Source organism: Pseudomonas sp. SA233 (assembly GCF_054792385.1).
The window spans coordinates 3,542,336-3,565,079 of the sequence record NZ_CP096449.1 but is presented as its reverse complement, the minus strand read 5'-3'; the positions used below and the strand labels follow the sequence as shown (position 1 = coordinate 3,565,079).

Below are 22,744 nucleotides of genomic sequence, written 5' to 3'. Positions count from 1 at the left end.
GCGGATTGGCCGGCGATGGGCAGCAGAGCAGCCCCCAGGCAAGCGGCCGGTAATCAGAAGCGTGCCGTACTCACCGTGATGTAGCCCTTGTCCGCCAGCGCGATACGTATCACCGTTTCGTCCGCCGGCGCCTTGCGGTTGCGCTTGATGCGCACGCCTTCCACCGCCGCCGCTTTCATATGCTCGGTGATGGCCCGCCCGTTCGGGTCGAAGAACAACTCGCTGGCCAGCAACTCGATACGCTCGATCAGTTGGCGGGAGCGTTCATCGGTGGCGCAGAAGAACATCACCCCCGACAGGTGGGGGTCTTCGTCCGGGTTGTTCATGTCATGGGCCAGCAGTTCGCGCAGGGTGCTGCGCAATTCGGCAGTGGGGTGGGCGTACAGGTGCATGCGGAACCTCCTCTGGATCGCGACCTTGCGTCATCCAGTGCCGATCATGTTTTCAGTGGGCAGGGGGCAACAAGTAGGACGCATCCGAGCAACGCGTAGGAGTTTTCTGAAGATGCAGGAGTGACACCGCAAGCTGGCGGGAGGACGGCGCATGGTTCATCACGAAATGGGGGGAGTGAGCAACCGGCGATGTGCTCGCCTGGGGATGGGGTTAAGGCTAGCAAGTGCCTGTCTTGAGTTTTGAGGTGGTGCGTAAATCGAGCGCCGCCCGCGCGGCGCATCGCGAGCTACGCTCGCTCCTACGTTTGTTTCAGGCCAGTCATGCCTGTGCCATCTGCGCGCGACCGCCTTGTTTGTACGACGCGATAATGAGCCATGCGCCAAGGCGTTCGCGCGCAAATCCCATAGGATTAATTGGCCCGAAACAAACGTAGGAGCGAGCGTAGCTCGCGATGCGCCGCGCGGGCGGCGCTCGACCTCACCGGCGCCACAAAACCCACGCCAAGCATTTTTTTACGGTTGGACCTCATAGCGGCCCCTGTCAGCATCAGCGCCCGACCTCCTGCTTGAAGCGCAAGCGCCAGCCATGCAGTAACGGTTCGGTATAGCCACTGGGCTGCTGCCGCCCCTTGAACACCAGCTCCCGCGCAGCGCGGAAGGCATGCGATGCCTCGAAGCCCGCCGTCATCGGCCGGTACGCCGGGTCCCCGGCATTCTGCTGGTCGACCACGCCGGCCATGCGCTGCAAGGTCGCCTCGACCTGGTCGGCATCGACCACCCCGTGGTGCAGCCAGTTGGCAATGTGCTGCGCCGAAATCCGCAAGGTCGCACGGTCTTCCATCAGGCCCACATCATGGATATCCGGCACCTTGGAACAGCCCACCCCTTGCTCGACCCAGCGCACCACGTAACCGAGGATACCCTGGCAGTTGTTGTCCAGCTCGGCCTGGATTTCGGCTGCGCTCCAGGGCCGCTCGGGGCTGACCGGGACACTGAGCAGGTCATGCAGCAACTCGGCGCGCTGGGCATTCAGGTCAACCTGTTCCAGCGTTTGCTGCACGGCCGCCACATCCACCTGGTGGTAGTGCAGCGCATGCAGTGTCGCGGCTGTGGGCGAGGGCACCCAGGCCGTGTTGGCGCCGGCCCTGGGCTGGGCGACTTTCTGTTCCAGCATGGCCGCCATCAGGTCGGGCATGGCCCACATGCCCTTGCCGATCTGCGCCTTGCCGCGCAGGCCACAGGCCAGCCCCACCAGTACGTTGCTGCGCTCGTAGGCCTGGATCCAGGCACTGCCTTTCATGTCGCCCTTGCGCAGCATGGCGCCGGCTTCCATGGCCGTGTGCATCTCGTCACCGGTGCGGTCGAGGAAGCCGGTATTGATGAACACCACCCGTGACGCGGCGCTGGCGATGCAGGCTTTGAGGTTGACGCTGGTACGCCGCTCCTCGTCCATGATGCCCATCTTCAGCGTGTGTGCGGGCAGGCCCAACAGGGCTTCGACGCGGCCGAACAGCTGGTCGGCAAAGGCCACCTCGGCCGGCCCGTGCATCTTCGGCTTGACGATGTACAGGCTGCCCTCGCGGGAATTGCCACGGCGCTTGAGGTCATGCAGGCCAATCAGGCTGGTGACCACGGCATCGAGGATGCCTTCCGGGATTTCCCGGCCATCGCGGTCGAGGATGGCCGGGTTGGTCATCAGGTGGCCGACGTTGCGGATGAACAGCAGCGAGCGGCCCGGCAGGGTCAGGGGCTGGCCGTCTGCGCCGTGGTAGTGGCGGTCTTCGGCCAGGGTGCGTTCGAAGGTCTTGCCGCCCTTGCTGACCTGTTCGCTGAGGTCGCCCTTCATCAGGCCGAGCCAGTTGCGGTAGACGTTGACCTTGTCGTCGGCATCCACGGCGGCTACCGAGTCTTCGCAGTCGATGATGGTGGTGAGCGCGGCCTCCAGCAGGATGTCCTTGACCCCGGCCGGGTCCTGCCGGCCGATGGCGTTGGCTGGGTCGACCTGGATTTCGAAATGCAACTGGTGATGCTGCAACAGGATCGCTGTTGGCGTGTTCGGCTCACCTTGGTAGCCACGCAATTGCGCGGGGTGCCTGAGGCCGACCTGGCGGCCATCGGCCAGGGTTACCTGCAGCGTGCCCTGGCTGATCGCGTAGGCCTTGGCGTCGTTGTGCGACGCACCGTCGAGCGGGGCCGCGGTGTCGAGGAACTGCCGGCCATAGGCGATCACCTTGGCGCCGCGTTGCGGGTTGTAGCCCTGGCCACGCTCGGCGCCCTCGGTTTCGGCGATGGCATCGGTGCCATACAGGGCATCGTACAGCGAGCCCCAGCGGGCGTTGGCGGCGTTGAGGGCGTAGCGGGCGTTGCTCAGTGGCACCACCAGTTGCGGGCCGGCCTGCACGGCGATCTCGCGGTCAACGTTGCGGGTGCTGACCTGCACGCTTGCCGGGGGCTCTACAAGGTAGCCGATGCCTTGCAGGAAATGCTGGTAGGCGGCCATGTCACGGATCGGGCCGGGGTGCTGGCGGTGCCAGTTGTCGAGTTCTGTCTGCAGGCGCTCGCGTTCGGCGAGCAGGGCGCGGTTTTGTGGTGCGAGGTCGTGGATCAAGGTGCTGAAGCCTTGCCAGAAGGTGCGGGCTTCGATGCCGGTGCCGGGGAGGACTTCATCTTCGATGAAGCGCTGCAGGGTGGGGGCGATCTGGAGTGGATGGTTTGGCATTGTCTGTTCGCTCGATGTTCAGGTTTCTGGATAAATGTTGCTTTTGCCGGCCCTTTCGCGGGTGAACCCGCTCCCACAGGGCTCTCACAAGGCCTGAGGCCTGTGCAGCACCTGTGGGAGCGGGTTTACCCGCGAAGAGGCCGGCACAGGATTCAGAGAGCAGCCGCCCCGGCCTTGGCCACCTGGGCATCCTGCTCGGCCTTGACCCCGGACACGCCGATCGCCCCCACCACCTGGCCATCCACCCGCAGCGGCACGCCACCTTCCAGGCTGGTCAGCAGCGGCGCGGTGACGAAAGCGGTACGGCCACCATTGACCATTTCCTCGTAATCTCGCGTCTCCTTGCGCCCCAATGCGGCAGTGCGGGCCTTTTCCATCGCGATGTAGGCGCTGGCCGGCGCGCAGCCGTCCAGGCGCTCCAGGGCCAGCGGGTGGCCGCCGTCGTCGACCACGGCAATGGTCACGTTCCATTGTTGTGCCTGGGCTTCCTGGCGGGCGGCGGTCAGCACTTTGGCGACTTCCGCCTGGCCGATAACGAACTTGCTATGCATGGTGGTTCTCCGGGTTCAAGGCTGCTTCGACGATTTCGATCCAGTGCCGCACCGGTGTGCGCCCGGCCCCGTCGAGGTGGGCCTGGCAGCCGATGTTGGCGGTGGCGATGACTTGCGGTTTGCCGCTTTCCAGGGCGTTGAGGCGGTTGTCGCGCAGTTGTAGCGACAGCTCGGGTTGGGTCAGCGAATAGGTGCCGGCCGAGCCGCAGCACAGGTGGCCGTCCGGTACCGGGGTCAAGGTGAAGCCAAGGCGTGTCAGCAATGCCTCCACCGCACCCCCCAGCTTCAGCGCGTGCTGCAGGGTGCATGGGCAATGGAAGGCCAGGCGCTGTTCGACGCACACGCCCAGTTGCTCGACCGGCTCGTCGCGCAGCACCTCCACCAGGTCGCGGGACAGAGCGCTGACCCGTGCGGCCTTGGCGGCGTAGCGCGGGTCCTTTTCCAACAGGTGGCCGTAATCGCGCACGAACGCGCCGCAGCCGCTGGCGGTTTGCACGATGGCCTCGGCGCCGGCTTCGATGGCAGGCCACCAGGCATCGATATTGCGCCGCGCCCGTTGCAGGCCTTGTTCCTGGGCATTGAGGTGATAGTCCACCGCGCCACAGCAGCCGGCCTGCCGGATTGGCACCACGCTGATGCCCAGGCGGTCCAGCAGGCGTGCGGCGGCGGCATTGGTGTTGGGCGACAGGGCCGGTTGCACGCAGCCTTCCAGCATCAGCACCCGCCGCGCATGGCGCGGTGCGGGGCGTTGGCCGGGGGCGGTGACCCGCGCCGGCAGCTTGCGCTTGAGCGTGGCCGGTAGCAGTGGGCACAGGGCCTGGCCGCTTCGGGTCAGGGCCTTGAACAGCGCCGGGCGTGGCACCACTGCGCGCAGGCCCTGGCGCAGCAGGCGCTGGCCGAGCGGGCGTGGCACCTGCTGTTCGACCACGGCGCGGCCAATGTCCAGCAGGTCGTGGTACTTCACCCCGGAAGGGCAGGTGGTTTCACAGTTGCGGCAGGTCAGGCAGCGATCCAGGTGCAATTGGGTGCTGGCGGTGATCGGCGCGCCTTCGAGCATCTGCTTGATCAGGTAGATGCGCCCGCGTGGGCCGTCCAGTTCATCGCCCAGCAGCTGGTAAGTGGGGCACGTGGCGGTACAGAAGCCACAGTGCACGCAGGAGCGCAGGATGCTTTCGGCCTCGTCGGCGCGGACCAGGCGTCGGGCGGTTTCGCTCAGGTTGGTTTGCATGGTCTGGCCTCACAGGTCCGGGTACAGGCGGCCAGGGTTGAACACACCCTGGGGGTCGAGTTGCTGCTTGAGCGCTCGGTGGTAGCGCATCAGCGCGGCGGGCAGCGGTGGGCTGCTGGCAGCGCCAGGGACATGGCAGGTGGCGTGGCCACCAACCTTGGCGACCTGCTCGCGGATGTGCTGCGCCGGTGCCGTGGACTTGAGCCAGCGCTGCGCGCCGCCCCAGTCGATCAGCTGCTGGCCGGGCAAATCCAGCTCGCCGGTGGTGTTGGGCACGGACAAGCGCCACAGCGGCTCGGGGCCAGTAAAGAACGCCAGGCGCTGCTCGCGCAGGTCGCTCCAGAAGCTGCTGTCCAGTGCCTCGCCGCCCAGGCGCTGGCGTGCCGACTGCACCGAGCCTTCGCCGCCTTCCAGGCGCAGGTACAGCGCGTCACCGTCATGGCAGGCCGCACTGATCGGCAGTGGCTGCTGGCCCCATTCAGCCAGCTCCGCCAGCGCCTGGTGGCGGCCCATCGGCAGGCGCAGGCTGAGGCACTGGCGCGGGCGTGGCAGCACTTTCAGCGACACCTCGGTCAGCAGCCCGAGGCAGCCGAAGCTGCCCGCCATCAGCCGCGACACGTCGTAGCCGGCAACGTTCTTCATCACTTCGCCACCAAAGCGCAACAGCTTGCCGTGGCCGGTGATTACCCGTGTGCCCAGCACATAGTCGCGCACCGACCCGGCCCACGGCCGCCTGGGGCCCGACAGCCCGGCCGCGACCATGCCACCCAGGGTGGCGTCGGGGCCCAGGTGCGGTGGTTCGCAGGGCAGCATCTGGCCAGCCTCGTGCAGCGCTGCCTCGATCTCGCGCAGCGGCGTGCCGGCGCGGGCAGTGAGCACCAGCTCGGTCGGGTCGTAGCTGACGATGCCGCGGTGGCTGCGGGTGTCGAGTACCTCGCCGGCCACCGGGCAGCCGAGCATGGCCTTGCTGTTGCCACCCTGGATACGCAGCGGTGTGGCCTGGTTCAGCGCCTGGTTGACCTGCTCCAGCAGGGCCTGGCTGATGTCGCGGTCCATGCTCATCAGAAGCGCTCCAGTTCGGGAAAGGGCAGTTGCCCATGGTGCACGTGCATGGCGCCGAATTCGGCGCAGCGGTGCAGGGTGGGGATGTTCTTGCCGGGGTTGAGCAGGCCTTGCGGGTCGAAGGCAGCCTTGATCGCATGGAACAGGGTGATTTCGTCGCTGTTGAACTGTGCGCACATCTGGTTGATCTTCTCGCGCCCCACGCCGTGTTCGCCGGTGATGCTGCCGCCTACGGCCACGCACAGCTCGAGGATTTTGCCGCCGATGGCTTCGGCACGTTCCAGCTCGCCTGGCAGGTTGGCATCGAACAGGATCAGCGGGTGCATGTTGCCGTCGCCGGCATGGAACACGTTGGCCACGCGCAGGCCGTATTCGGCGGACAGGTCGCTGATGCCCTTGAGCACCCGTGGCAATTCGCGGCGCGGGATGGTGCCGTCCATGCAGTAGTAGTCCGGGGAGATGCGCCCCACCGCCGGGAAGGCGTTCTTGCGCCCGGCCCAGAAGCGCACGCGCTCGGCCTCGTCGCAGGCCAGCCGCACATCACGCGCACCGGCCTGGGCCAGCACGGCGGCCACCCGTTCGCAGTCATCGTGCACATCGGCTTCGACGCCATCCAGTTCGCACAGCAGGATGGCCGCAGCGTCAACCGGGTAGCCGGCGTGGATGAAGTCCTCCGCAGCGCGGATCGCCAGGTTGTCCATCATCTCCAGGCCGCCGGGGATGATCCCGGCAGCGATGATCTCGGCCACTGCCCGGCCGGCGTCCTCGACGCTGTCGAAGCTGGCCAGCAGCACCCGCGCCACCTGGGGCTTGGGCAGCAGCTTGACGGTGACTTCGGTGACGATGCCGAGCATGCCTTCAGAGCCGGTGAACAGTGCCAGCAGGTCGAAACCGGGGCTGTCCAGGGCATCGCTGCCGAGGGTCAGGCGTTCGCCCTCGACCGTGAGGATTTCCACCTTGAGCAGGTTGTGCACGGTCAGGCCGTACTTCAGGCAGTGCACGCCACCGGCGTTCTCCGCGACATTGCCGCCGATGGAGCAGGCTATCTGCGAGGATGGGTCCGGCGCGTAGTACAGGCCGTGGGGCGCGGCAGCCTGGGAGATGGCCAGGTTGCGCACGCCGGGCTGCACACGGGCGAAGCGGCCTTGCGGGTTGACCTCGAGAATGCGGTTGAAACGCGCCATTACCAGCAGGATGCCTTTTGCCAGCGGCAGGGCGCCGCCCGACAGGCCGGTACCGGCGCCGCGTGCCACCACCGGCACACCACGCTGGTGGCAGAGCCTGAGCAGGGCCTGCACCTGCTCCAGGCGCTCGGGCAGCACCACCAGCAGCGGCACCGTGCGATAGGCCGAGAGGCCGTCGCATTCATAGGGCTTGAGGTCTTCCTCGCGGTGCAGGATCTCGAGGTCCGGCAGGGCAGCGCGCAGCGCTTGCAGCAGCGCCCCCCGGTCCACGTCAGGCAGCGCGCCATCGACGCGTTCGTCGTACAGGATATTCATCGGCTCACTCGGCAACGGTTTTTGTTGTTGTTGGCAAAGCGCTCGCCCTTGCAGCCTGCGCGTGGTAGCTGTCGGGGTCGAGTACAGGGTGAGCTGGTCCTACCAGTTTTTGCGGCGGGTACTGGTTATTGACAGCTTTGCCCGGCTAAATTGAGGCAAGTGGTCGAAGTGGTCATACCAGCAGGAGGGGCGCAGTGGGTAGTGAAGGCAAGGCCAAGGTCGCCGACCAGGTGGCCGAACGGGTCGAGCGGTTGATCGTCGACGGCGTGCTCAAGGTGGGCCAGGCCCTGCCGTCGGAGCGGCGCCTGGTGGACAAGCTGGGCTGCTCGCGCTCGGCGCTGCGTGAGGGCCTGCGCATCCTGCGCGGGCGCGGCATCATCGACACCGAGCAGGGGCGGGGCTCGTTCGTTGCCGACCTGACGGGCCATGCGGGCGCCACGCCGTTGATGCACCTGTTCGGCTCGCAGCCGCGTACGCTGTTCGACCTGCTGGAAGTGCGGGCGTTGCTGGAAGCCGAATCGGCGCGCCTGGCGGCACTGCGCGCCACCGAGGTCGACCGTTTGCTGATCCGCCGGCGCTATGAAGAGATGCTGGCTGCGCACGAAGCCCCCGAAGCGATCGATGCCCGTGAACATGCCCGCCGCGACCATGCCTTTCACCGGGCGATCAGCGAGGCTTCGCACAACCCGGTGCTGGTGCATACCTTGCAATCGCTCAGTGACCTGACCTTGAGCACGGTGTTCGCCTCGGTCAACAACCTGTATTGCCGGCCGGCGCAGAAGCGCCAGATCGACCGCCAGCATGCGCGGTTGTATCACGCGGTGATGGAGCAGTTGCCCGAGCAGGCGCAGCGCGCGGCGCGCGAGCATATCAACGGGATCCGCGACAGTTTGCGGGAGATCGAGCAGGAAGAGCAGCGGCTGGTAAGGGCTACCATGCGCATGGATGGCTGGGGTTGAGGTTTTGCCTGCCGGCCCTTTCGCGGGTAAACCCGCTCCCACAGGGGGCTGCACTGGGTTTGAAGTCGGTGCGGTGCCTGTGGGAGCGGGTTTACCCGCGAAGAGGCCGGTGCAGGATTAGCTCAATCAATGATCGGCTATGCGGTCATCCTGCGAGAGGAGGGCCCGGGCCAGCTCTTCATCATTGGCCTGCAGGCCTGGGTTATCCTTGCGGGCCTGTTCCAGCGCCGACTCCACATAGGCGCCACGGATTGCACCACCGCTGGCGACGTAGGCCGAAAGCTCGTCACGCGCCGGGATGATCCGTTTGTCGTCCTTGAAGGTCGAGTAAAGCGAAGCGGAAACACCGGCCGAGGTTGCGACGTCGCCTGCGTCGACGTCAGCCAGGGCAGCACCGGCGGGCAGCAGGAGCAGCAGCGCAGGGGCGAGGAGTAGGTGGCGCATGGTGTGTTCTCCAGTAGCGTGAAGCCCAAGTAATTGAACCACTCAGTGATTAAGAAAGCGCAGGTGGGGAGGTAGTTCCCTTCGTATCGGAAACAGGCATTGACCCTGTCGAGCCAGGCGTGATCTGCTCGGGCTGCTGGCCCAATCATTCAATGGATGAAGGTTCTCCCCATGCCCGACTACAAGCTGCATTGTTTCGCCGAATCCGGTAACGCCTACAAGGCCGCCCTGATGCTTGAACTCACAGGCCAGGACTGGCAGCCGGTGTTCGTCGATTTCTTCAATGGCCAGACTCGCGAACAAGCCTGGCGCGACGACGTGAACGAACAGGGCGAGGTGCCGGTGCTGGAACACGCCGGCAAATCCTTTACCCAGTCTGCGCTGATCCTCGACTACCTCGCGGAGAAAACCGGGCAGTTCGGCCCCAGCGACGAAGACGAAAAGCGCGAGATCTGGCGCTGGATGCTGTTCGATAACCATAAGTTCACCAGCTACTACGCGGCGCTGCGTTTTCTTTTCTGCCTGAAGAAAACCGGTGAAACGGATGTGACCCGGTTCCTGCGTGAACGTGCCATGGCGGCCTACCGTATCGTCGACGCGCACCTGGCGAAGACACCGTTCATGGTCGGTGGCCGGCTGACGATCGCTGACCTGTCGCTGGCCGGGTATGTGTTCATGCCGGAGGACACTGGCATTGCGTTGGCGCAGTTCACCCACATCGAGGCATGGAAAGCGCGAATCCAGGCGTTGCCAGGGTGGAAGCACCCGTATGAACTGATGCCCCGCGCGGCATCCTGAGCAATCCGGCTCGCCAGGCCATGGTGCAGTGGGCCTTTGGCGAGCCAGCCATTCTGATGGCCGGTCGGTGACAAGCGCAGCGGCGTGGCTACGCTCAAAAATCAAGAAACATCCCGAAATATTTGGCCGGCAGGCCCTGAAGGATCTCGTTCAACCGCTGCAGATGGAAGGCCGCGCTGGTTAGCAAGTCGCCCCATGGGGGGCCGGAAATCACAGGGTGCGTCGTGCAACCCGGTGCTACTCCAAGCGGAGGCATCATGATGCTCAGGAAATGCTTGTTGGCTTTGGCTATCGGTACAGTGTTGTCGGCTTCGGCCGTGTTGGTGCCGGACTCCATTGGCGGTACCTCCAGCGCGTATGCGAAGGATGGTGGCGGTGGCGGTGGCCATGGCGGCGGAGGTGGTGGTAGTGGTGGTGGCGGTGGCCATGGCGGCGGAGGTGGTGGTAGTGGTGGTGGCCATGGTGGCGGCGGTGGTAGTGGCGGCGGCGGTGGCCATGGCGGTGGAGGTGGCGGTAGCGGCGGTGGTGGCTCGGGTGGTGGCCACGGCGGCAGTGGCAGCGGGCACAGTGGCGATGGTGGTGGGCATGATGGCCGCGGGCGCAATGGTGCAGATGATGGTGCCGACCACGAGGCCAACCACGAAGCCAATCATGAGGCGAATCACGATGTGGGCGAGCCCCACGGTGTAGGGCATGGCGCCGACGATGGGGCTGACCATGACGTTGGGGATGATCGCGGAGGCGATCGGAGCTAGCAGTTTGGGTGTCTGTGTCGACCTCTTCGCGGGCACGCCCGCTCCCACAGGTATCGCGCCGCTTTCAAGGTTGGCGCAGTACCTGTGGGAGCGGGCGTGCCCGCGAAGAGGCCCGAACAGGCCATAGAGCGGCTTCCAGCGGTCTCAGGCATGCGGCACGCTGCGAGGCGCGACCCCACCTGCATACTGCGGCTTCAGATGTCCCTGCTCATCCAGCAGATAGGCATCCATCACCTCCCGCACAACCGGCCCTGCCACCCGCCCGCCGGCTTCGCCGTTCTCGATCATCACCGCCACCACCACACTCGGGTGATCAGCCGGGGCAAAGCCTACGAACAGGGCGTTGTCGCGGTGCCGCTCCAGGGTTTTGTTGCGGTTGTAGCGTTCGCCCTGCTTGATCGCAACCACCTGCGCGGTGCCGCTCTTGCCGGCAATCCGGTACTGCGCACCGGCTGCGGCAGCGCGGGCGATGCCGCGCGGGTCGTGCATAACCATCTGCATGCCCTGGCTGACCTGGTCCCACGCGTGCCTGTCGTGCAGCACGATATTGGGCATCGGGTTGGGATCTACCGGCGCATCGCCACCCACGGTCATGGCCAGGTGCGGGCGGTGCCACACGCCCTTGCTCGCCAGCAGGCTGGTGGCCTGGGCCAGCTGCAGCGGGGTGACCTGCATGTAGCCCTGGCCGATGCCCAGGATCAGCGTCTCGCCCGGGAACCAGGCCTGGCGCCGGGTGGCGCGCTTCCACTCGGCCGACGGCATCAGCCCGGACGCTTCCTCGAACATGTCCAGCGACACCTTCTGGCCCAGGCCGAACTCGGCCATGTAGTCGTGCAGGCGGTCGATGCCCAGCTTGTGCGCCAGGTCGTAGAAGTAGGTGTCGTTGGACCGCATGATGGCGGTGTACATATCCACCCAGCCATCGCCGCTGCGGTTCCAGTTGCGGTACTTGTGGTCGTAGTTGGGCAGCTCGTAGTAGCCGGGGTCGAACACCCGGCTGCCCGGGGTGATCACGCCGCTGTCGAGGCCGGCGATGGCCACTTCCGGCTTCACCGTCGAACCGGGGGCATACAGGCCGCGCAGCACGCGGTTGAACAGCGGGCGGTCGATGGAATCGCGCAGGGCGGCGTACTGCTTGAAGCTGATGCCCTTGACGAACAGGTTGGGGTCGAAGCTGGGGTTGCTGACCATCGCCAGCACGTCGCCATTGGCCGGGTCGAGCACCACCACCGAGCCGCGGCGGTCGCCCAGGGCCTTTTCCGCGGCCAGTTGCAGGTGGGCGTCCAGGGTCAGGACGATGTCCTGGCCCGGGATCGGGTCCTTGTGGTTGAGCACGCGCATCACTCGGCCCTGGGCGTTGGTCTCGACCTCCTCGTAGCCCACGTGGCCATGCAGCTGGCTTTCGTAGAAGTGCTCGATGCCGGTCTTGCCGATCGACTGGGTGCCCCGGTATTCGGTGCTGTCGAGGGTCTTGGCCTCTTTCTCGTTGATGCGCCCCACATAGCCCACCGAGTGGGCGAAATGCTCGGCCAGCGGGTACTCGCGGATGAACTGTGGTTCCACCTCCAGGCCTGGCAGGCGGAACTGGTTCACCGCCACCAGGGCGATCTGCTCCTCGCTCAGGCCGACCATCAGGGTCACTGGCTCGAACGGCTTGCGGCCACGGCGCAGGTCCTTGTCGAACTGCTTGCGGTCGTCGTCGGTCAGGCTCAGCACCTGGGCCAGGGTATCGAGCACCTTGGCCGTGTCGCCGCCGGCCCGCTCACGGGTCATGGTCAGGTCGAAGCTGGGCTTGTTGTCGGCCAGCACCACGCCGTTGCGGTCGTAGATCAGCCCGCGCTCGGGGGCGATGGGCAGTACGTGCACGCGGTTGTTTTCCGATACGGCGGTCTGCTGGTCGTGTTGCAGCACCTGCAGCACATAGAGCCGGCCCACCAGGACGGCGACCAGGCTGAAGACCAGGGCGGCGCAGGCCAGAAGCCGGCGGTTGACCAGGTGCTTTTCCTTTTCGTGGTCCTTGAGGGGTATGGGTTGCGGCATCGGTGACTCTGTCCTGACGGGTAGCAGTGCCTGTAGGAGCAGCCTTGTGCTGCGAAGAGGACGGTAGCACCGTAGTAGTTCAGCAGGCCACGACGGCCCATTCGCAGCACAAGGCTGCTCCTACAGGTGGCGCGGTGGTTGTACGCGCGCGATCGGGCCGCGGATGCTACGCAACCCGCAACGCACCCTCAAGGCAAGTGCCGGCTGGCGGTAGGCTGGTATTGGCTGTGTGCCCCGTGATCAGGGCGCTTGCCAGCAAAATGAAGATTTGTTCATGGCGGTGGGGTGGTGATGGAACTTGTTGATGGAACGATGCAAGTTGAGTCCATGAGCACGCCCATGTCGCCATGAACCTGCTATTCCTAAGAAGACACTTGAACCCACCAAGGCCCGTCGATGCTGGTCATCGAAAACCTCCACAAATCATTCCCCACCCACCAAGGCCCGCTTCCGGTACTGCAGGGCGTCGACCTGCGCCTGGCGCGCGGCAGCAGCCTGGCGCTGATGGGCGAGTCGGGTAGCGGAAAGAGTACCTTGCTGCACCTGGTGGCCGGCCTGGACCGTGCCGACAGTGGCCGCATCCTGATCGACGACACCCCGCTCGACAGCCGTTCCGAGGCGTCGCTGGCGTTGTGGCGGCGGGAGGGCATCGGCCTGGTGTTCCAGCAATACAACCTGATCAGCAGCCTGGACGTGGGGGCCAATCTTGCGTTCCAGGCCCGGCTGGCCGGTCGGCATGATCCCGATTGGCTGGCCTACCTGGCGCAGCGCCTGGGTTTGGCGGACTTGCTGGCGCGTTACCCGGAGCAATTGTCTGGCGGCCAGCAACAGCGGGTCGCCATCGGCCGCGCCCTGGCCGGGCGCCCGGCCTGGTTGCTGGCCGACGAACCCACCGGCAGCCTCGATGAAGCCAGCAGCGATGAGGTGTTGAGCCTGCTGTTGCAGCTGGTCGCCGAGGCTGGCAGCGGGGTGCTGATGGTGACCCACAGCCCGCGGCTGGCGGCGCGCTTGCAGCAGCGTTGTTACCTGCAGGCGGGCCGTGTGCGGCCCGAGCCGGGCGGATGAGACTTCTATCGCTGGCCCTGCTGGCGCTGCTCAGCCACTGGCGGCGCCATCGCGTGCAGTTTTTCAGCATCTTCACCGGCCTGTGGCTGGCCACGGCGCTGTGGACCGGCGTGCAGGCGCTGAACAGCCAGGCACGCAGCGACTATGCCCGGGCCAGCGCGGTGCTGGCCGGGCCGTTGCAGGCGCAACTGGTGCCGCGCCGTGGCGAGCGCTTCGACCAGGCACTGTACGTGCAGTTGCGCAGGCTGGGCTGGGCGGTGACGCCGGTACTGGAAGGGCGCTTGCGCTTTGCTGGTGAGCCGGCGCGCAGCGTGCGGTTGATCGGCATCGAGCCGTTGAGCCTGCCGCCGGCCAGCAGCATCGCCGGTGTGCAGCCCGGAACGTTCGATCTGCAGGCGTTTGTCGGCATGCCCGGGCAAGCCTGGGTCGGGCCAGACACCTTGCGCCAGCTGAATGCAGGCCCCGGGGCGTCAGTACGCGACAGCGAAGGGCAGCTGCTGCCGCCGTTGGTTCTACAGCCAGCGCTGGCCCCGGGGGTGATCGTGGTCGATATCGGCCACGCCCAGGCGTTGCTGCATGCACCCGGGCAGTTGTCGCGCTTGCTGTTGGCTGCCACGCCGGGGCCATTGCCGACGGACATCGCGCCTTACCTTGAGCTGCAACCCCGGCAGGACGATGGCGGCTTGCAGCGGCTGACCGACAGTTTCCATCTCAACCTGACAGCCCTTGGCCTGCTGGCGTTTGTCGTCGGCCTGTTCATTGCCCATGCCGCAATCGGTTTGGCACTGGAACAGCGGCGCGGCCTGATTCGCAACCTGCGCGCCTGTGGCATCAGCCTGCAAACCCTGCTGTGCGCCTTGGTGCTGGAGCTGGGGCTGTTCGCGGTGCTGGGCGGCCTGGCCGGTGTGGCCAGTGGTTACGGGCTGGCCGCGTGGTTGCTGCCCGATGTGGCCGCCAGCTTGCGCGGCCTGTATGGCGCCCAGGTCGCCGGGGCGCTGAGCCTGCCTGCAGGGTGGTGGCTGATGGGCGTGCTGGTGAGCGTGCTGGGGGCGCTGCTGGCGGGTTTGGGTAGTGTACTGCGTGCGGCGCGGTTGCCGTTGCTGGCGCTGGCGCAACCTCAGGCATGGCGGTTGGCCCAGGGGCCCTGGCTGCGGCGCCAGGCCCTGGTGGCCGGCCTGTTGCTTTTGCTGGCCCTGGGCTGTGGCGTGCTGGGCGACAGCCTGCCCAGCGCGTTCGGCCTGCTGGCAGGCTTGCTGCTGGCGGCGGCGCTGCTGCTGCCGGCCTTGCTCGACCGGGTGCTGGCCTGGCTGGCGCGCCATTGCCGGCGGCCTTTGTCGCAATGGTTCGTCGCCGACAGCCGCCAGCAACTGCCGGCCCTGAGCCTGGCGTTGATGGCACTGTTGCTGGCGCTGGCGGCCAGCGTCGGCGTGGGCAGCATGACCGAGGGCTTTCGCAAGACCTTTGTCGGCTGGCTTGACCTGCGCCTGTCCGCCGACCTGTATGTCACCCCAAGGGACACCGCCCAGGGCTTGCAGATAGCCGAGTGGCTTGGGCAGCAACCTTCGGTGAGTGTGGTGTTGCCCGGCTGGCGTGTGGAAACACAGCTGCAGGGCTGGCCGGTGCAGCTCCAGGGCATCGTCGATCATCCCGTCTATCGCACTCGCTGGCCATTGCTGGCGCAGCAAAAGCAGGCCTGGCAACAACTGGCCGCCGGGCAGGCCGTGATGCTCAGTGAACAGTTGGGCAGGCGACTGAAGCTGCAGCTGGGTGATCGCCTGAGGCTGCCCGCAGACACTTCGCCAGCCCTGAGTGTTGTGGGCATCTATGCCGATTACGGCAACCCCAGAGGGCACATGCTGGTCAATGCCGGCTGGCTGCGCGGGCATTGGCCACAGGCAACCCTGACCGGGTTGAGTGTCGATCTGGTGGGCGATCAGGCGTCGGCGCTCGAGGCTGCATTGCAACAGCGCTTCGCCCTGGACGACAGCCGGGTGGTCGAGCAGGCGCGTCTCAAACGCTGGTCGACCGACGTGTTCAACCGCACCTTCGCCGCCACCGCCGCGCTCAACAGCCTTACCCTTGGCGTGGCAGGCGTGGCGCTGTTCATCAACCTGCTGACCTTGGGCCACACCCGCCTGGGCCAGCTGGCGCCGCTGTGGGCACTGGGTATGCGGCGCACGCATCTGGTGTGGCTGAGCCTCGGGCAGACACTGCTGCTGAGCAGCCTTACCGTGCTGCTGGCGATACCGCTGGGCATCCTGCTGGCCTGGTGCCTGGTCGCGGTGGTGAACGTGCAGGCATTCGGCTGGCGTTTGCCGCTCTACGTGTTCCCTGCGCAACTGCTGCACCTGGCCGTGCTGGGCATGCTTACCAGCCTGTTGGCCAGCGCGTGGCCCTTGTGGCAGCTGGCGCGTCGCCAGCCGCGCGAACTGTTGAGGCCGTTTGCCGATGAAGCGTAGCGCCTGGCTGTTGCTGTGTGGGTTGCTGGGCGGCTGTGACCAGCCCGCCGAGCAAAGCTATGCCGGGCTCGGGCAGCAGGCGGGTGAATTCAGCCAGGTAAGCCGCGGCCATCGCCTGGAATTTCCGCGTGACCATGGGGCCCACGATGGCTTTCGCATCGAATGGTGGTATGTCACCGCCAACCTCCAGGACTTCCAGGGGCGGGACTGGGGCGCGCAGTGGACGCTGTTTCGCTCGGCCCTGCGCCCAGGCCCCGAGACTGCCGGCTGGAACAGCCCGAACCTGTGGATGGGGCACGCGGCGCTGACCGGCCCCGGAGGGCATAGGTCTGGCGAAACCTTGGCGCGCGGGGGTATCGGCCAGGCCGGTGTGCAGGCCCAGCCGTTCCGGGCGTGGATCAATGACTGGTCGTTGCAGGGCAGCAGTGGCATCGAGCACCTGCAGATGGTCGCCGGTGGTGACGGCTTTCGCTATGACCTGCAACTGCACAGCGATCGGCCCTTGGTGCTGCACGGGGAGCAGGGCTACAGCGAGAAGTCCGGCAAGGGGCAGGCTTCGTACTATTACAGTCAGCCGTTCTATCGGGTGAGTGGGGAAGTGCAGCGTGACGGCCAGTGCATTGCCGTCACCGGCCAGGCCTGGCTGGACCGGGAATGGAGCAGCCAGCCGCTGGCTGCCGGGCAGACGGGTTGGGACTGGTTTTCCCTGCACCTGGACAGTGGCGCCAGGCTGATGCTGTTCCAGGTGCGCGAAGCGCAGGGGGAGACGTATCGCGCCGGGACCTGGGTTGGCCCGCAGGGTGAAGTGGTGGTGCTGCAGGGTGCGCAGATCCAGCTACAGGCGCTGGCCTGGGCTCGGCAGAAGAACGGCAAGCAGGTGCCGACGCGATGGCGGGTGCAAGTGCCGGGGCATGGCGTGGATGTGCAGGTCGAGGCTGTGGAATCGCAGGCCTGGATGGAGACACGGTTCCCGTATTGGGAGGGGCCAGTGCGCTTGACCGGGAGTGCGGTTGGCCGTGGGTATCTGGAGATGACCGGCTATTAGCAATCCTGGGGTTCCTGAGTTTTCCTGGGGCTGCTTTGCAGCCCATCGCCGGCAAGCCAGCTGTCATGGAACAACACATGACTCCTCGGTTCAGTGAGGTTCTGTAGGAGCAGCCTTGTGCTGCGAAGAGGCCGGTACTGACAAAGCCTGTCTGTTGCTCGTGCCGGCCTCTTCGCAGCACAAGGCTGCTCCTACTAAGGACGCGTCAAACGAGCGGTATTTGTTCTCTGCGCGACAGCGCAGCCCAAAAGGGCTGGGCAATCTCCTGCAGATACTGCACAAGGCTTGAGGTCGATGCAGTCGAGGTGGGAGCTGGCTTGCCGGCGATGGGCCGCAACGCGGCCCCTGGGTTTCAATCTTTGATCAACCCTCGCAACACCGCTCGCGCTTCTTCAGTGCGCAAGCACTCGATGAACAACCGGGCCTCCCGCGCCACTGTCGCCTCGAGCTCGGCCCGCTGGCCGTCCTTGAGCAGCCGCTTGCTGATGCGCAGCGCCGCCTGCGGGTAACCTAGCAGCTGCCGTGCCAGGCGCCGGGCAGCTGCAAGGCACTGTTCACCGTCTTCATGCAGTTCATTGGCCAGCCCCCAGGCCACCATCCGTTCGCCATCAAGCAACTCGTTTGCCAGCAGCAGGCGAGCCGCCCGGGCATGGCCAAGCAAACGCGGCAGCAGCAGGCTGGAACCAAACTCCGGGCACACGCCCAACGGCGCGAAAGGGATGCGCAGCTTGGTCGTTCGGCTGACCAGCACCTGGTCGCAATGCAACAGCAAGGTGGCACCGATGCCGATCGCCGCGCCACTGACCGCGGCGATCAGCGGTTTGTCCAGGCCCATCACCACCCGCATCAGGCGGAACACCGGGCTGTCCAGGTCGGCAGGCGGGTTGTCGAGGAAGTCGCGCAAGTCATTGCCGGCGGTAAAGCACTGCGGCCCACCGGTGATGATGATGGCTTCGACATCAGGGTCTTCACCTGCCGCCAGCAGCAGGTCGCCCAGCTGTTGGTACATGGCGGTGTTCAAGGCATTGAGCTTGTCGGGGCGGTTGAAGGACAGGGTCAGCAGGCCCTGGTCCAGGTCACGTGTGATCAGGTCGTTCATGGCAGCCGTTTTTGTTGTTGTGGGCAAGATTGGCAAGGGTTTATCACGCAGTCCGGCTTGTTGTACAGTCGTTCAGTCCAGCCCCTAGCCCGAGAGCCACCGATGAACCAGGAAGCCCGCTACCACCGCATGCTGCCGGAATTGCGCAAAGCCAACCTGGTCGAGGCGACCCTGGTTTGCCTCAAGCGCCATGGCTTTCAGGGTGCGTCGATCCGCAAGATTTCGGCAGAAGCCGGGGTTTCGGTCGGGTTGATCAGCCATCACTACGCCGGCAAGGATGAGCTGGTGGCCGAAGCCTACATGGCGGTCACCGGTCGGGTGATGGGCCTGCTGCGCGAGGCCATGGCCCAGGCCGCGCCCAATGCCCGCGAGCGGCTGTCGGCGTTCTTCCGCGCCTCGTTCTGCGCCGAGCTGCTCGACCCGCAGTTGCTCGACGCCTGGCTGGCGTTCTGGGGCGCGGTGAAGACCGCCGATGCGATCAATCAGGTGCATGACCATTCCTATGGTGAATACCGCAATGAACTGAGCGGGCTGCTGGCCACACTGGCCGGGGAGGAGGGCTGGCAGGGCTTCGATGCTGACCTCGCGGCCATCAGCCTGAGCGCCTTGCTCGATGGCCTGTGGCTGGAGTCGGGGCTCAACCCCGGTACCTTCACCCCCGAGCAGGGCGTGCTGATCTGCGAGGCCTGGGTCGATGGCCTGCAGGCCGGTGGCCGGCGTCGCTTCAGCCTGCCGGAGGGCTGTTGATCGCCTGTTCAGTAACGAGTAGGCTGCTGTCGCGAGTGTGTAGAACAAACCAATAAAAAAAAGAGACGACACGCAATGACGCCTCGGGTATTGATCGTCGATGACGATCCGCTTATTCGTGACTTGCTGCAGGCCTATCTGTCCCAGGAAGGCTATGACGTGCACTGCGCCGACACCGCGGAAAAGGCCGAAGCACTGCTCGGCAGCCAGGATGTCGACCTGGTGCTGCTGGACATCCGCCTGCCCGGCAAGGACGGCCTCACCCTGACCCGTGAGCTGCGGGTACGTTCGGAGGTCGGCATCATCCTCATCACCGGCCGCAACGACGACATCGACCGTATCGTCGGCCTGGAATGCGGCGCCGACGACTACGTGATCAAGCCGCTCAACCCCCGCGAACTGGTATCCCGCGCCAAGAACCTGGTCCGCCGTGTGCGCCATGCCCGCGAGGTGCACCCGACGCCGGCCTGCGCGCAATCGCTGAAGCAGTTCGCCGACTGGGCGCTGGACACCGACCGCCGGCGCCTGATCGACGCCCGTGGCGGGCAAACCCTGCTGACCCATGGCGAGTTCCAGTTGCTCAGCGTGTTCCTGCGCAACAGCGGCCACACCCTCAGCCGCGACCAGTTGATGGACCAGATCCGCAACCGCGAATGGGTGCCCAACGACCGCTCCATCGACGTGCTGGTCGGCCGCCTGCGGCGCAAGCTGCACGACGACCCGGCCGAGCCCCAGCTGATCATCACCATCCACGGCACCGGCTACCTGTTCACCGCCAGCGTGGCGGCATGACCCGCAGCGCCTGGGTGCTGGCCTTGGCATTGTTCGCCGTGCAGGCCAGTGCAAAGCAGCCGGTGCGCTATTGCGACTACCCGGTGTACCCGCCGATTTCCTGGAGTGACGGCCACCAGGTACGCGGCCTGGCCCCCACCGTGGTGCGAGAGCTGTTTGCGCGCATGGGCTACGAAGTGCAGACCGTGGTGCTGGGCAACTGGAAGCGCTGCCTGATGGACGCCGCCGCCGGGCGGGTGGATGTGGTGCTGGCCTACAACAGCGACCAGCGTGACCAACGCATGCGCTTTTCCACGGTGCCGGTGGTGCGCGAGGAAGTGGCGGTGTTCTACAACCGCCTGCGGCCGGTGCAGTTCCAGCGCCTGGAAGACCTGGCCAGTTACCGCGGCGGTCTGCTGTACGGCGAAAGCTACGGCGCCGACTTCGACCGCTTCGTCGCCCGCCACCAGAACATCGAACGGGTTTCGTCCAGCCAGCAGAACTTCGGCAAGCTGATCCGTGGGCGCATCGACTACCTGATCCAGGAGCGGCGCACCGGCCAGCTGTTCATCGAAAAGCTGCCCGGGGCGCAGGACATCCGCGTATTGCCCACGGCCCTGAGCGTGGACTACCTGCGCGTCGCGATATCACGGCAATCGCCCTTGAGCCAGCATATGGACGAAATCGACGCGCAGCTGCTGCGCATGAACCAGGCGGGCGAGATCGAGCGCTGGCTGGAGCAGAGCGAAGTTATCTACCGCGACATGGTCAACCTGCCGGCGGACTCCCGATGATCCGCCTGCGCACCGATGGCTTGCTGCGCCGCCTGCTGCTGTTCATCCTGCTGTTCAGCCTGTGCTTTACCGTGCTGGCCAGCTCGGTGCAGCTGTACTTCGAATACCGCCGCGAGATGCGCGATATCGAGGCGCGCATGGCGCTGATCCGCGCCGGTTACCTGGCCAGCCTGGAGCGCAGCCTGTGGGACCTGGACGAGGCACAGCTGGATACACAACTGCGCGGCCTGGTGGACTTTTCCGATGTCGCCCGGGTGCGTCTGGTCAGTGACGATTTCCAGATGCTGCGCGGCCTCGCCGAACCCAAGGGGCCGCTGCGCATCGAACGCTTCGCCCTTGACTACCAGCCGCCCTCGGGGCCGGCCAGGCACCTGGGCGAGCTGGAAGTGAGCATCGACCTGGGCGCGGTGCACCGACGGCTGTATGCCACTGGCCTTGCCAGCCTGCTGTGGATGGGCGTGTTCCTGTGTGGCCTGGCGGTGGCGCTGTCGGGGCTGTTCTACCGCCTGGTCACCCGCCACCTGCAAGTGATGGCCGAGTTCGCCCGGCGTATTGGCGCCGGCCAATGGCAGGAACCATTGCGCCTGGGGCGCCGCCCGTCGACGCGCCCGGACGAGATCGACACCGTGGCCAATGCCCTGGATGACATGCGCCGCGCCATCCTCAGTGACATCGAACGCCGAGAGCGCGACCGCCTGGCGCTGCAGGACAAGCGCGACGAACTGCAGGCCATGGTCGAGCGGCGTACCGCCAGCCTGGCCCGGGCCAAGGACGAGGCCGAAGCCGCCAACCTGGCCAAGTCACGCTTCCTGGCGACCATGAGCCATGAGCTGCGTACCCCGCTCAACGGCATTCTCGGCATGGCCGAGCTGCTGCGCGGCGGCCGGCTGGAGGCGGCCGACCGCCAGCGCGTCGAGGCCTTGTACAAGGCCGGCGAGGGGTTGCTGGCGATTCTCAACGAGGTGCTGTATTTCGCCCGGCTCGAGGAGGGCGAGAGCCGCGCCGAGCTGGTCGGTTTTTCGCTACGCCAGTTGTGCCAGGAAGTGCTGGCGCTGCTCGAACCCATGGCCCGGGACAATGGCGACACCCTGCAGCTGGATATCGACGAGCAATTGGCCGATTACCAGCACGGTGCCGAACAGTACCTGCGCCAGGTGCTCAGCAACCTGCTGGCCAATGCCATCAAGTTCACCGAACAGGGGCAAGTGCGGCTTGCGGTGCAGGTACTGGCCAGTGACCAGGGCTCGCAGCGCCTGCGGGTGTCGGTCAGCGACAATGGCATCGGCATCGAGCCGGCTGTGCAGGCCAGGGTTTTCGACCGCTTCGTCCAGGCTAGCGAGGCGGTGGCCCGGCGCTACGGCGGCACCGGCCTGGGCCTGGCGATCTGCAAGCACCTGGTGGAAAAACTGGGGGGCTGCATTGGCCTGGACAGCGTGCAAGGGCAGGGCAGTCGCTTCTGGTTCGAACTCGACATGGCCCGCGGGCAGCCAGTGCTGGCCAGTTCACCAGCCCCGTCGCCCATGGCCAGCCTGGACATCTTGGTGGTCGAAGACGTGGCACTGAACCGCGAGGTGGCCGGCGGTTTGCTGCTACACGATGGCCACCGGGTGAGCTTTGCAGAAGACGCCGTGCAAGCCTTGCAGGCCTGCGCACAGCGGCGCTTCGACCTGATCCTGCTCGACGTGCATCTGCCCGGCATGAGCGGGGTGGAGCTGTGCCGGCAATTGCGTGCCACGCCCGGGCCGAACCGCCATAGCCGGGTCCTGGCACTGACGGCTGGCGTGCAGCCGGGGCAAGTCCCAGGCTACCTGGATGCCGGCATGCAGGGAGTGCTGGCCAAGCCCCTGCGGCTGGACAACCTGCGCCAGGCGCTGGCCGAAGCGGCGCCCGCTGAAGTGGCTGGCGTCGACGCGACAATGGACTGGTCGTTGCTGGACACCCACCGCTCGCTGCTGGGTGAACAGAAGCTGCAAGGCCTGTTGAAGGTGCTGCGCCAGTCGCTGGAACATCACGCCACGGCGTTGGCCGAGGCGCTGCCGGCCCAGGACTTTACCGAAGTGCTGCACCTGGCCCACCGCCTGGCCGGCAGTTGCGATTCCCTGGGCTTTTGTGGGCTGGCTGCGCTGTTGCGTCGCCTTGAGGACGCTGCCCGGCAGCATGACGAACAGGCATTGAAAGCGCTCGCCGCGCCGCTGGCCACCGAGCTTGCCCAGGCCCGCGCCACCCTGGAACAGTTGATCCAGAGCTGACGTACAAAAACCTTACGACTTTTTACATCTTCGATCCGTTCGTTCAACGGCACCTTACATCCGTTTCC

Annotated in this window: 20 protein-coding genes; 10 read left to right on the top strand and 10 right to left on the bottom strand. The window is 66.1% G+C overall.

Going from position 1 to position 22,744, the window contains the following annotated elements; translation table 11 throughout:
* Positions 1-53: 53 nt before the first annotated feature.
* From M1D87_RS16400 to glcD, 6 genes are all read right to left on the bottom strand, one after another.
* Complete coding sequence (locus tag M1D87_RS16400) at positions 54-392, bottom strand: hypothetical protein (RefSeq protein ID WP_061551706.1); 339 nt, start codon at positions 390-392, stop codon at positions 54-56.
* A gap of 547 nt (positions 393-939) precedes the next feature.
* Positions 940-3,111: a malate synthase G gene (locus M1D87_RS16395; protein ID WP_123085938.1), complete on the bottom strand. Its 2,172-nt coding sequence runs from the start codon at positions 3,109-3,111 to the stop codon at positions 940-942.
* A gap of 152 nt (positions 3,112-3,263) precedes the next feature.
* Positions 3,264-3,662: a heme-binding protein gene (locus tag M1D87_RS16390; protein ID WP_024087335.1), complete on the bottom strand. Its 399-nt coding sequence runs from the start codon at positions 3,660-3,662 to the stop codon at positions 3,264-3,266.
* On the bottom strand, positions 3,655-4,890 hold the full coding sequence (gene glcF / locus M1D87_RS16385) for a glycolate oxidase subunit GlcF (RefSeq protein WP_123085939.1): 1,236 nt from the start codon (positions 4,888-4,890) through the stop codon (positions 3,655-3,657). Before glcF ends, M1D87_RS16390 begins: the two co-directional genes overlap by 8 nt.
* 9 nt (positions 4,891-4,899) lie before the next feature.
* Positions 4,900-5,952 carry a glycolate oxidase subunit GlcE gene (gene glcE / locus M1D87_RS16380; protein ID WP_123085940.1) on the bottom strand — a complete coding sequence of 351 codons (1,053 nt, stop codon included), beginning with the start codon at positions 5,950-5,952 and terminating at the stop codon, positions 4,900-4,902.
* Complete coding sequence (gene glcD / locus M1D87_RS16375; protein WP_123085941.1) at positions 5,952-7,451, bottom strand: glycolate oxidase subunit GlcD; 1,500 nt, start codon at positions 7,449-7,451, stop codon at positions 5,952-5,954. Before glcD ends, glcE begins: the two co-directional genes overlap by 1 nt.
* Before the next feature lie 194 nt (positions 7,452-7,645).
* Between glcD and glcC the strand changes: the two genes are divergently transcribed.
* Positions 7,646-8,410 carry a transcriptional regulator GlcC gene (gene glcC, locus M1D87_RS16370; protein WP_013973097.1) on the top strand — a complete coding sequence of 255 codons (765 nt, stop codon included), beginning with the start codon at positions 7,646-7,648 and terminating at the stop codon, positions 8,408-8,410.
* A 126-nt stretch (positions 8,411-8,536) separates the two neighbouring features.
* Here glcC and M1D87_RS16365 read toward each other — a convergent pair whose 3' ends face one another.
* Positions 8,537-8,854 carry a DUF2388 domain-containing protein gene (locus M1D87_RS16365; protein WP_003260922.1) on the bottom strand — a complete coding sequence of 106 codons (318 nt, stop codon included), beginning with the start codon at positions 8,852-8,854 and terminating at the stop codon, positions 8,537-8,539.
* Positions 8,855-9,025: 171 nt separating this feature from the next.
* Between M1D87_RS16365 and M1D87_RS16360 the strand changes: the two genes are divergently transcribed.
* Complete coding sequence (locus M1D87_RS16360) at positions 9,026-9,652, top strand: glutathione S-transferase family protein (protein WP_061305479.1); 627 nt, start codon at positions 9,026-9,028, stop codon at positions 9,650-9,652.
* Between the two features lie 94 nt (positions 9,653-9,746).
* On the opposite strand, the gene M1D87_RS16355 is transcribed toward M1D87_RS16360, so the two are convergent.
* Positions 9,747-9,989, bottom strand: a complete 243-nt coding sequence (locus tag M1D87_RS16355) for a hypothetical protein (RefSeq protein ID WP_052261066.1) — start codon at positions 9,987-9,989, stop codon at positions 9,747-9,749.
* Positions 9,990-10,009: 20 nt separating this feature from the next.
* On the opposite strand from M1D87_RS16355, the gene M1D87_RS16350 reads away from it, so the two are divergent.
* Positions 10,010-10,342: a hypothetical protein gene (locus tag M1D87_RS16350; RefSeq protein WP_183596844.1), complete on the top strand. Its 333-nt coding sequence runs from the start codon at positions 10,010-10,012 to the stop codon at positions 10,340-10,342.
* A gap of 209 nt (positions 10,343-10,551) precedes the next feature.
* Here M1D87_RS16350 and mrdA read toward each other — a convergent pair whose 3' ends face one another.
* Entirely contained in the window at positions 10,552-12,447 is a 1,896-nt protein-coding gene (gene mrdA / locus M1D87_RS16345; protein ID WP_123085463.1) for a penicillin-binding protein 2, read from the bottom strand.
* A 396-nt stretch (positions 12,448-12,843) separates the two neighbouring features.
* On the opposite strand from mrdA, the gene M1D87_RS16340 reads away from it, so the two are divergent.
* The 3 genes from M1D87_RS16340 to M1D87_RS16330 are packed head-to-tail and all read left to right on the top strand — an operon-like array spanning position 12,844 to position 17,016.
* Positions 12,844-13,512, top strand: coding sequence for an ABC transporter ATP-binding protein (locus M1D87_RS16340; protein ID WP_123085464.1), 669 nt, complete (start codon positions 12,844-12,846; stop codon positions 13,510-13,512).
* Positions 13,509-15,971, top strand: a complete 2,463-nt coding sequence (locus M1D87_RS16335) for an ABC transporter permease (protein ID WP_123085465.1) — start codon at positions 13,509-13,511, stop codon at positions 15,969-15,971. Before M1D87_RS16340 ends, M1D87_RS16335 begins: the two co-directional genes overlap by 4 nt.
* A complete protein-coding gene (locus tag M1D87_RS16330) occupies positions 15,961-17,016 on the top strand; it encodes a lipocalin-like domain-containing protein (RefSeq protein WP_123085466.1) in 1,056 nt (351 codons plus the stop codon). The genes M1D87_RS16335 and M1D87_RS16330 overlap by 11 nt, the downstream gene beginning before the upstream one ends.
* 352 nt (positions 17,017-17,368) lie before the next feature.
* Here the strand turns inward: M1D87_RS16330 and M1D87_RS16325 are convergent, their stop codons facing one another.
* Positions 17,369-18,115 carry an enoyl-CoA hydratase gene (locus M1D87_RS16325; protein ID WP_123085467.1) on the bottom strand — a complete coding sequence of 249 codons (747 nt, stop codon included), beginning with the start codon at positions 18,113-18,115 and terminating at the stop codon, positions 17,369-17,371.
* A 102-nt stretch (positions 18,116-18,217) separates the two neighbouring features.
* Here M1D87_RS16325 and M1D87_RS16320 point away from each other — a divergent pair, with 102 nt between their 5' ends.
* The 4 genes from M1D87_RS16320 to M1D87_RS16305 all read left to right on the top strand — a co-directional run bounded on the left by M1D87_RS16320 (position 18,218) and on the right by M1D87_RS16305 (position 22,676).
* A complete protein-coding gene (locus M1D87_RS16320; RefSeq protein WP_015270774.1) occupies positions 18,218-18,862 on the top strand; it encodes a TetR family transcriptional regulator C-terminal domain-containing protein in 645 nt (214 codons plus the stop codon).
* Positions 18,863-18,937: 75 nt separating this feature from the next.
* Positions 18,938-19,654, top strand: a complete 717-nt coding sequence (locus M1D87_RS16315; protein ID WP_013973084.1) for a response regulator — start codon at positions 18,938-18,940, stop codon at positions 19,652-19,654.
* Entirely contained in the window at positions 19,651-20,427 is a 777-nt protein-coding gene (locus M1D87_RS16310; protein ID WP_123085468.1) for a substrate-binding periplasmic protein, read from the top strand. Before M1D87_RS16315 ends, M1D87_RS16310 begins: the two co-directional genes overlap by 4 nt.
* The gene (locus tag M1D87_RS16305; protein WP_421091803.1) at positions 20,424-22,676 is read left to right on the top strand and encodes an ATP-binding protein; all 2,253 of its coding nucleotides are present in this window, start codon (positions 20,424-20,426) and stop codon (positions 22,674-22,676) included. Before M1D87_RS16310 ends, M1D87_RS16305 begins: the two co-directional genes overlap by 4 nt.
* Positions 22,677-22,744 lie beyond the last annotated feature (68 nt).

Excerpts from the sequence above, each read along its gene's own strand:
- M1D87_RS16400 (WP_061551706.1), bottom strand. The coding sequence starts at position 392 with ATGCACCTGTACGCCCACCCCACTGCCGAATTGCGCAGCACCCTGCGC.
- M1D87_RS16325 (WP_123085467.1), bottom strand. The coding sequence starts at position 18,115 with ATGAACGACCTGATCACACGTGACCTGGACCAGGGCCTGCTGACCCTG.
- M1D87_RS16390 (WP_024087335.1), bottom strand. The coding sequence starts at position 3,662 with ATGCATAGCAAGTTCGTTATCGGCCAGGCGGAAGTCGCCAAAGTGCTG.
- M1D87_RS16335 (WP_123085465.1), top strand. The coding sequence starts at position 13,509 with ATGAGACTTCTATCGCTGGCCCTGCTGGCGCTGCTCAGCCACTGGCGG.
- glcF (WP_123085939.1), bottom strand. The coding sequence starts at position 4,890 with ATGCAAACCAACCTGAGCGAAACCGCCCGACGCCTGGTCCGCGCCGAC.
- M1D87_RS16330 (WP_123085466.1), top strand. The coding sequence starts at position 15,961 with ATGAAGCGTAGCGCCTGGCTGTTGCTGTGTGGGTTGCTGGGCGGCTGT.
- M1D87_RS16350 (WP_183596844.1), top strand. The coding sequence starts at position 10,010 with ATGCGAAGGATGGTGGCGGTGGCGGTGGCCATGGCGGCGGAGGTGGTG.
- M1D87_RS16365 (WP_003260922.1), bottom strand. The coding sequence starts at position 8,854 with ATGCGCCACCTACTCCTCGCCCCTGCGCTGCTGCTCCTGCTGCCCGCC.
- M1D87_RS16395 (WP_123085938.1), bottom strand. The coding sequence starts at position 3,111 with ATGCCAAACCATCCACTCCAGATCGCCCCCACCCTGCAGCGCTTCATC.
- M1D87_RS16310 (WP_123085468.1), top strand. The coding sequence starts at position 19,651 with ATGACCCGCAGCGCCTGGGTGCTGGCCTTGGCATTGTTCGCCGTGCAG.
- glcE (WP_123085940.1), bottom strand. The coding sequence starts at position 5,952 with ATGAGCATGGACCGCGACATCAGCCAGGCCCTGCTGGAGCAGGTCAAC.
- mrdA (WP_123085463.1), bottom strand. The coding sequence starts at position 12,447 with ATGCCGCAACCCATACCCCTCAAGGACCACGAAAAGGAAAAGCACCTG.
- M1D87_RS16360 (WP_061305479.1), top strand. The coding sequence starts at position 9,026 with ATGCCCGACTACAAGCTGCATTGTTTCGCCGAATCCGGTAACGCCTAC.
- M1D87_RS16320 (WP_015270774.1), top strand. The coding sequence starts at position 18,218 with ATGAACCAGGAAGCCCGCTACCACCGCATGCTGCCGGAATTGCGCAAA.
- M1D87_RS16340 (WP_123085464.1), top strand. The coding sequence starts at position 12,844 with ATGCTGGTCATCGAAAACCTCCACAAATCATTCCCCACCCACCAAGGC.
- glcD (WP_123085941.1), bottom strand. The coding sequence starts at position 7,451 with ATGAATATCCTGTACGACGAACGCGTCGATGGCGCGCTGCCTGACGTG.
- M1D87_RS16355 (WP_052261066.1), bottom strand. The coding sequence starts at position 9,989 with ATGGAGTCCGGCACCAACACGGCCGAAGCCGACAACACTGTACCGATA.
- M1D87_RS16305 (WP_421091803.1), top strand. The coding sequence starts at position 20,424 with ATGATCCGCCTGCGCACCGATGGCTTGCTGCGCCGCCTGCTGCTGTTC.
- M1D87_RS16315 (WP_013973084.1), top strand. The coding sequence starts at position 18,938 with ATGACGCCTCGGGTATTGATCGTCGATGACGATCCGCTTATTCGTGAC.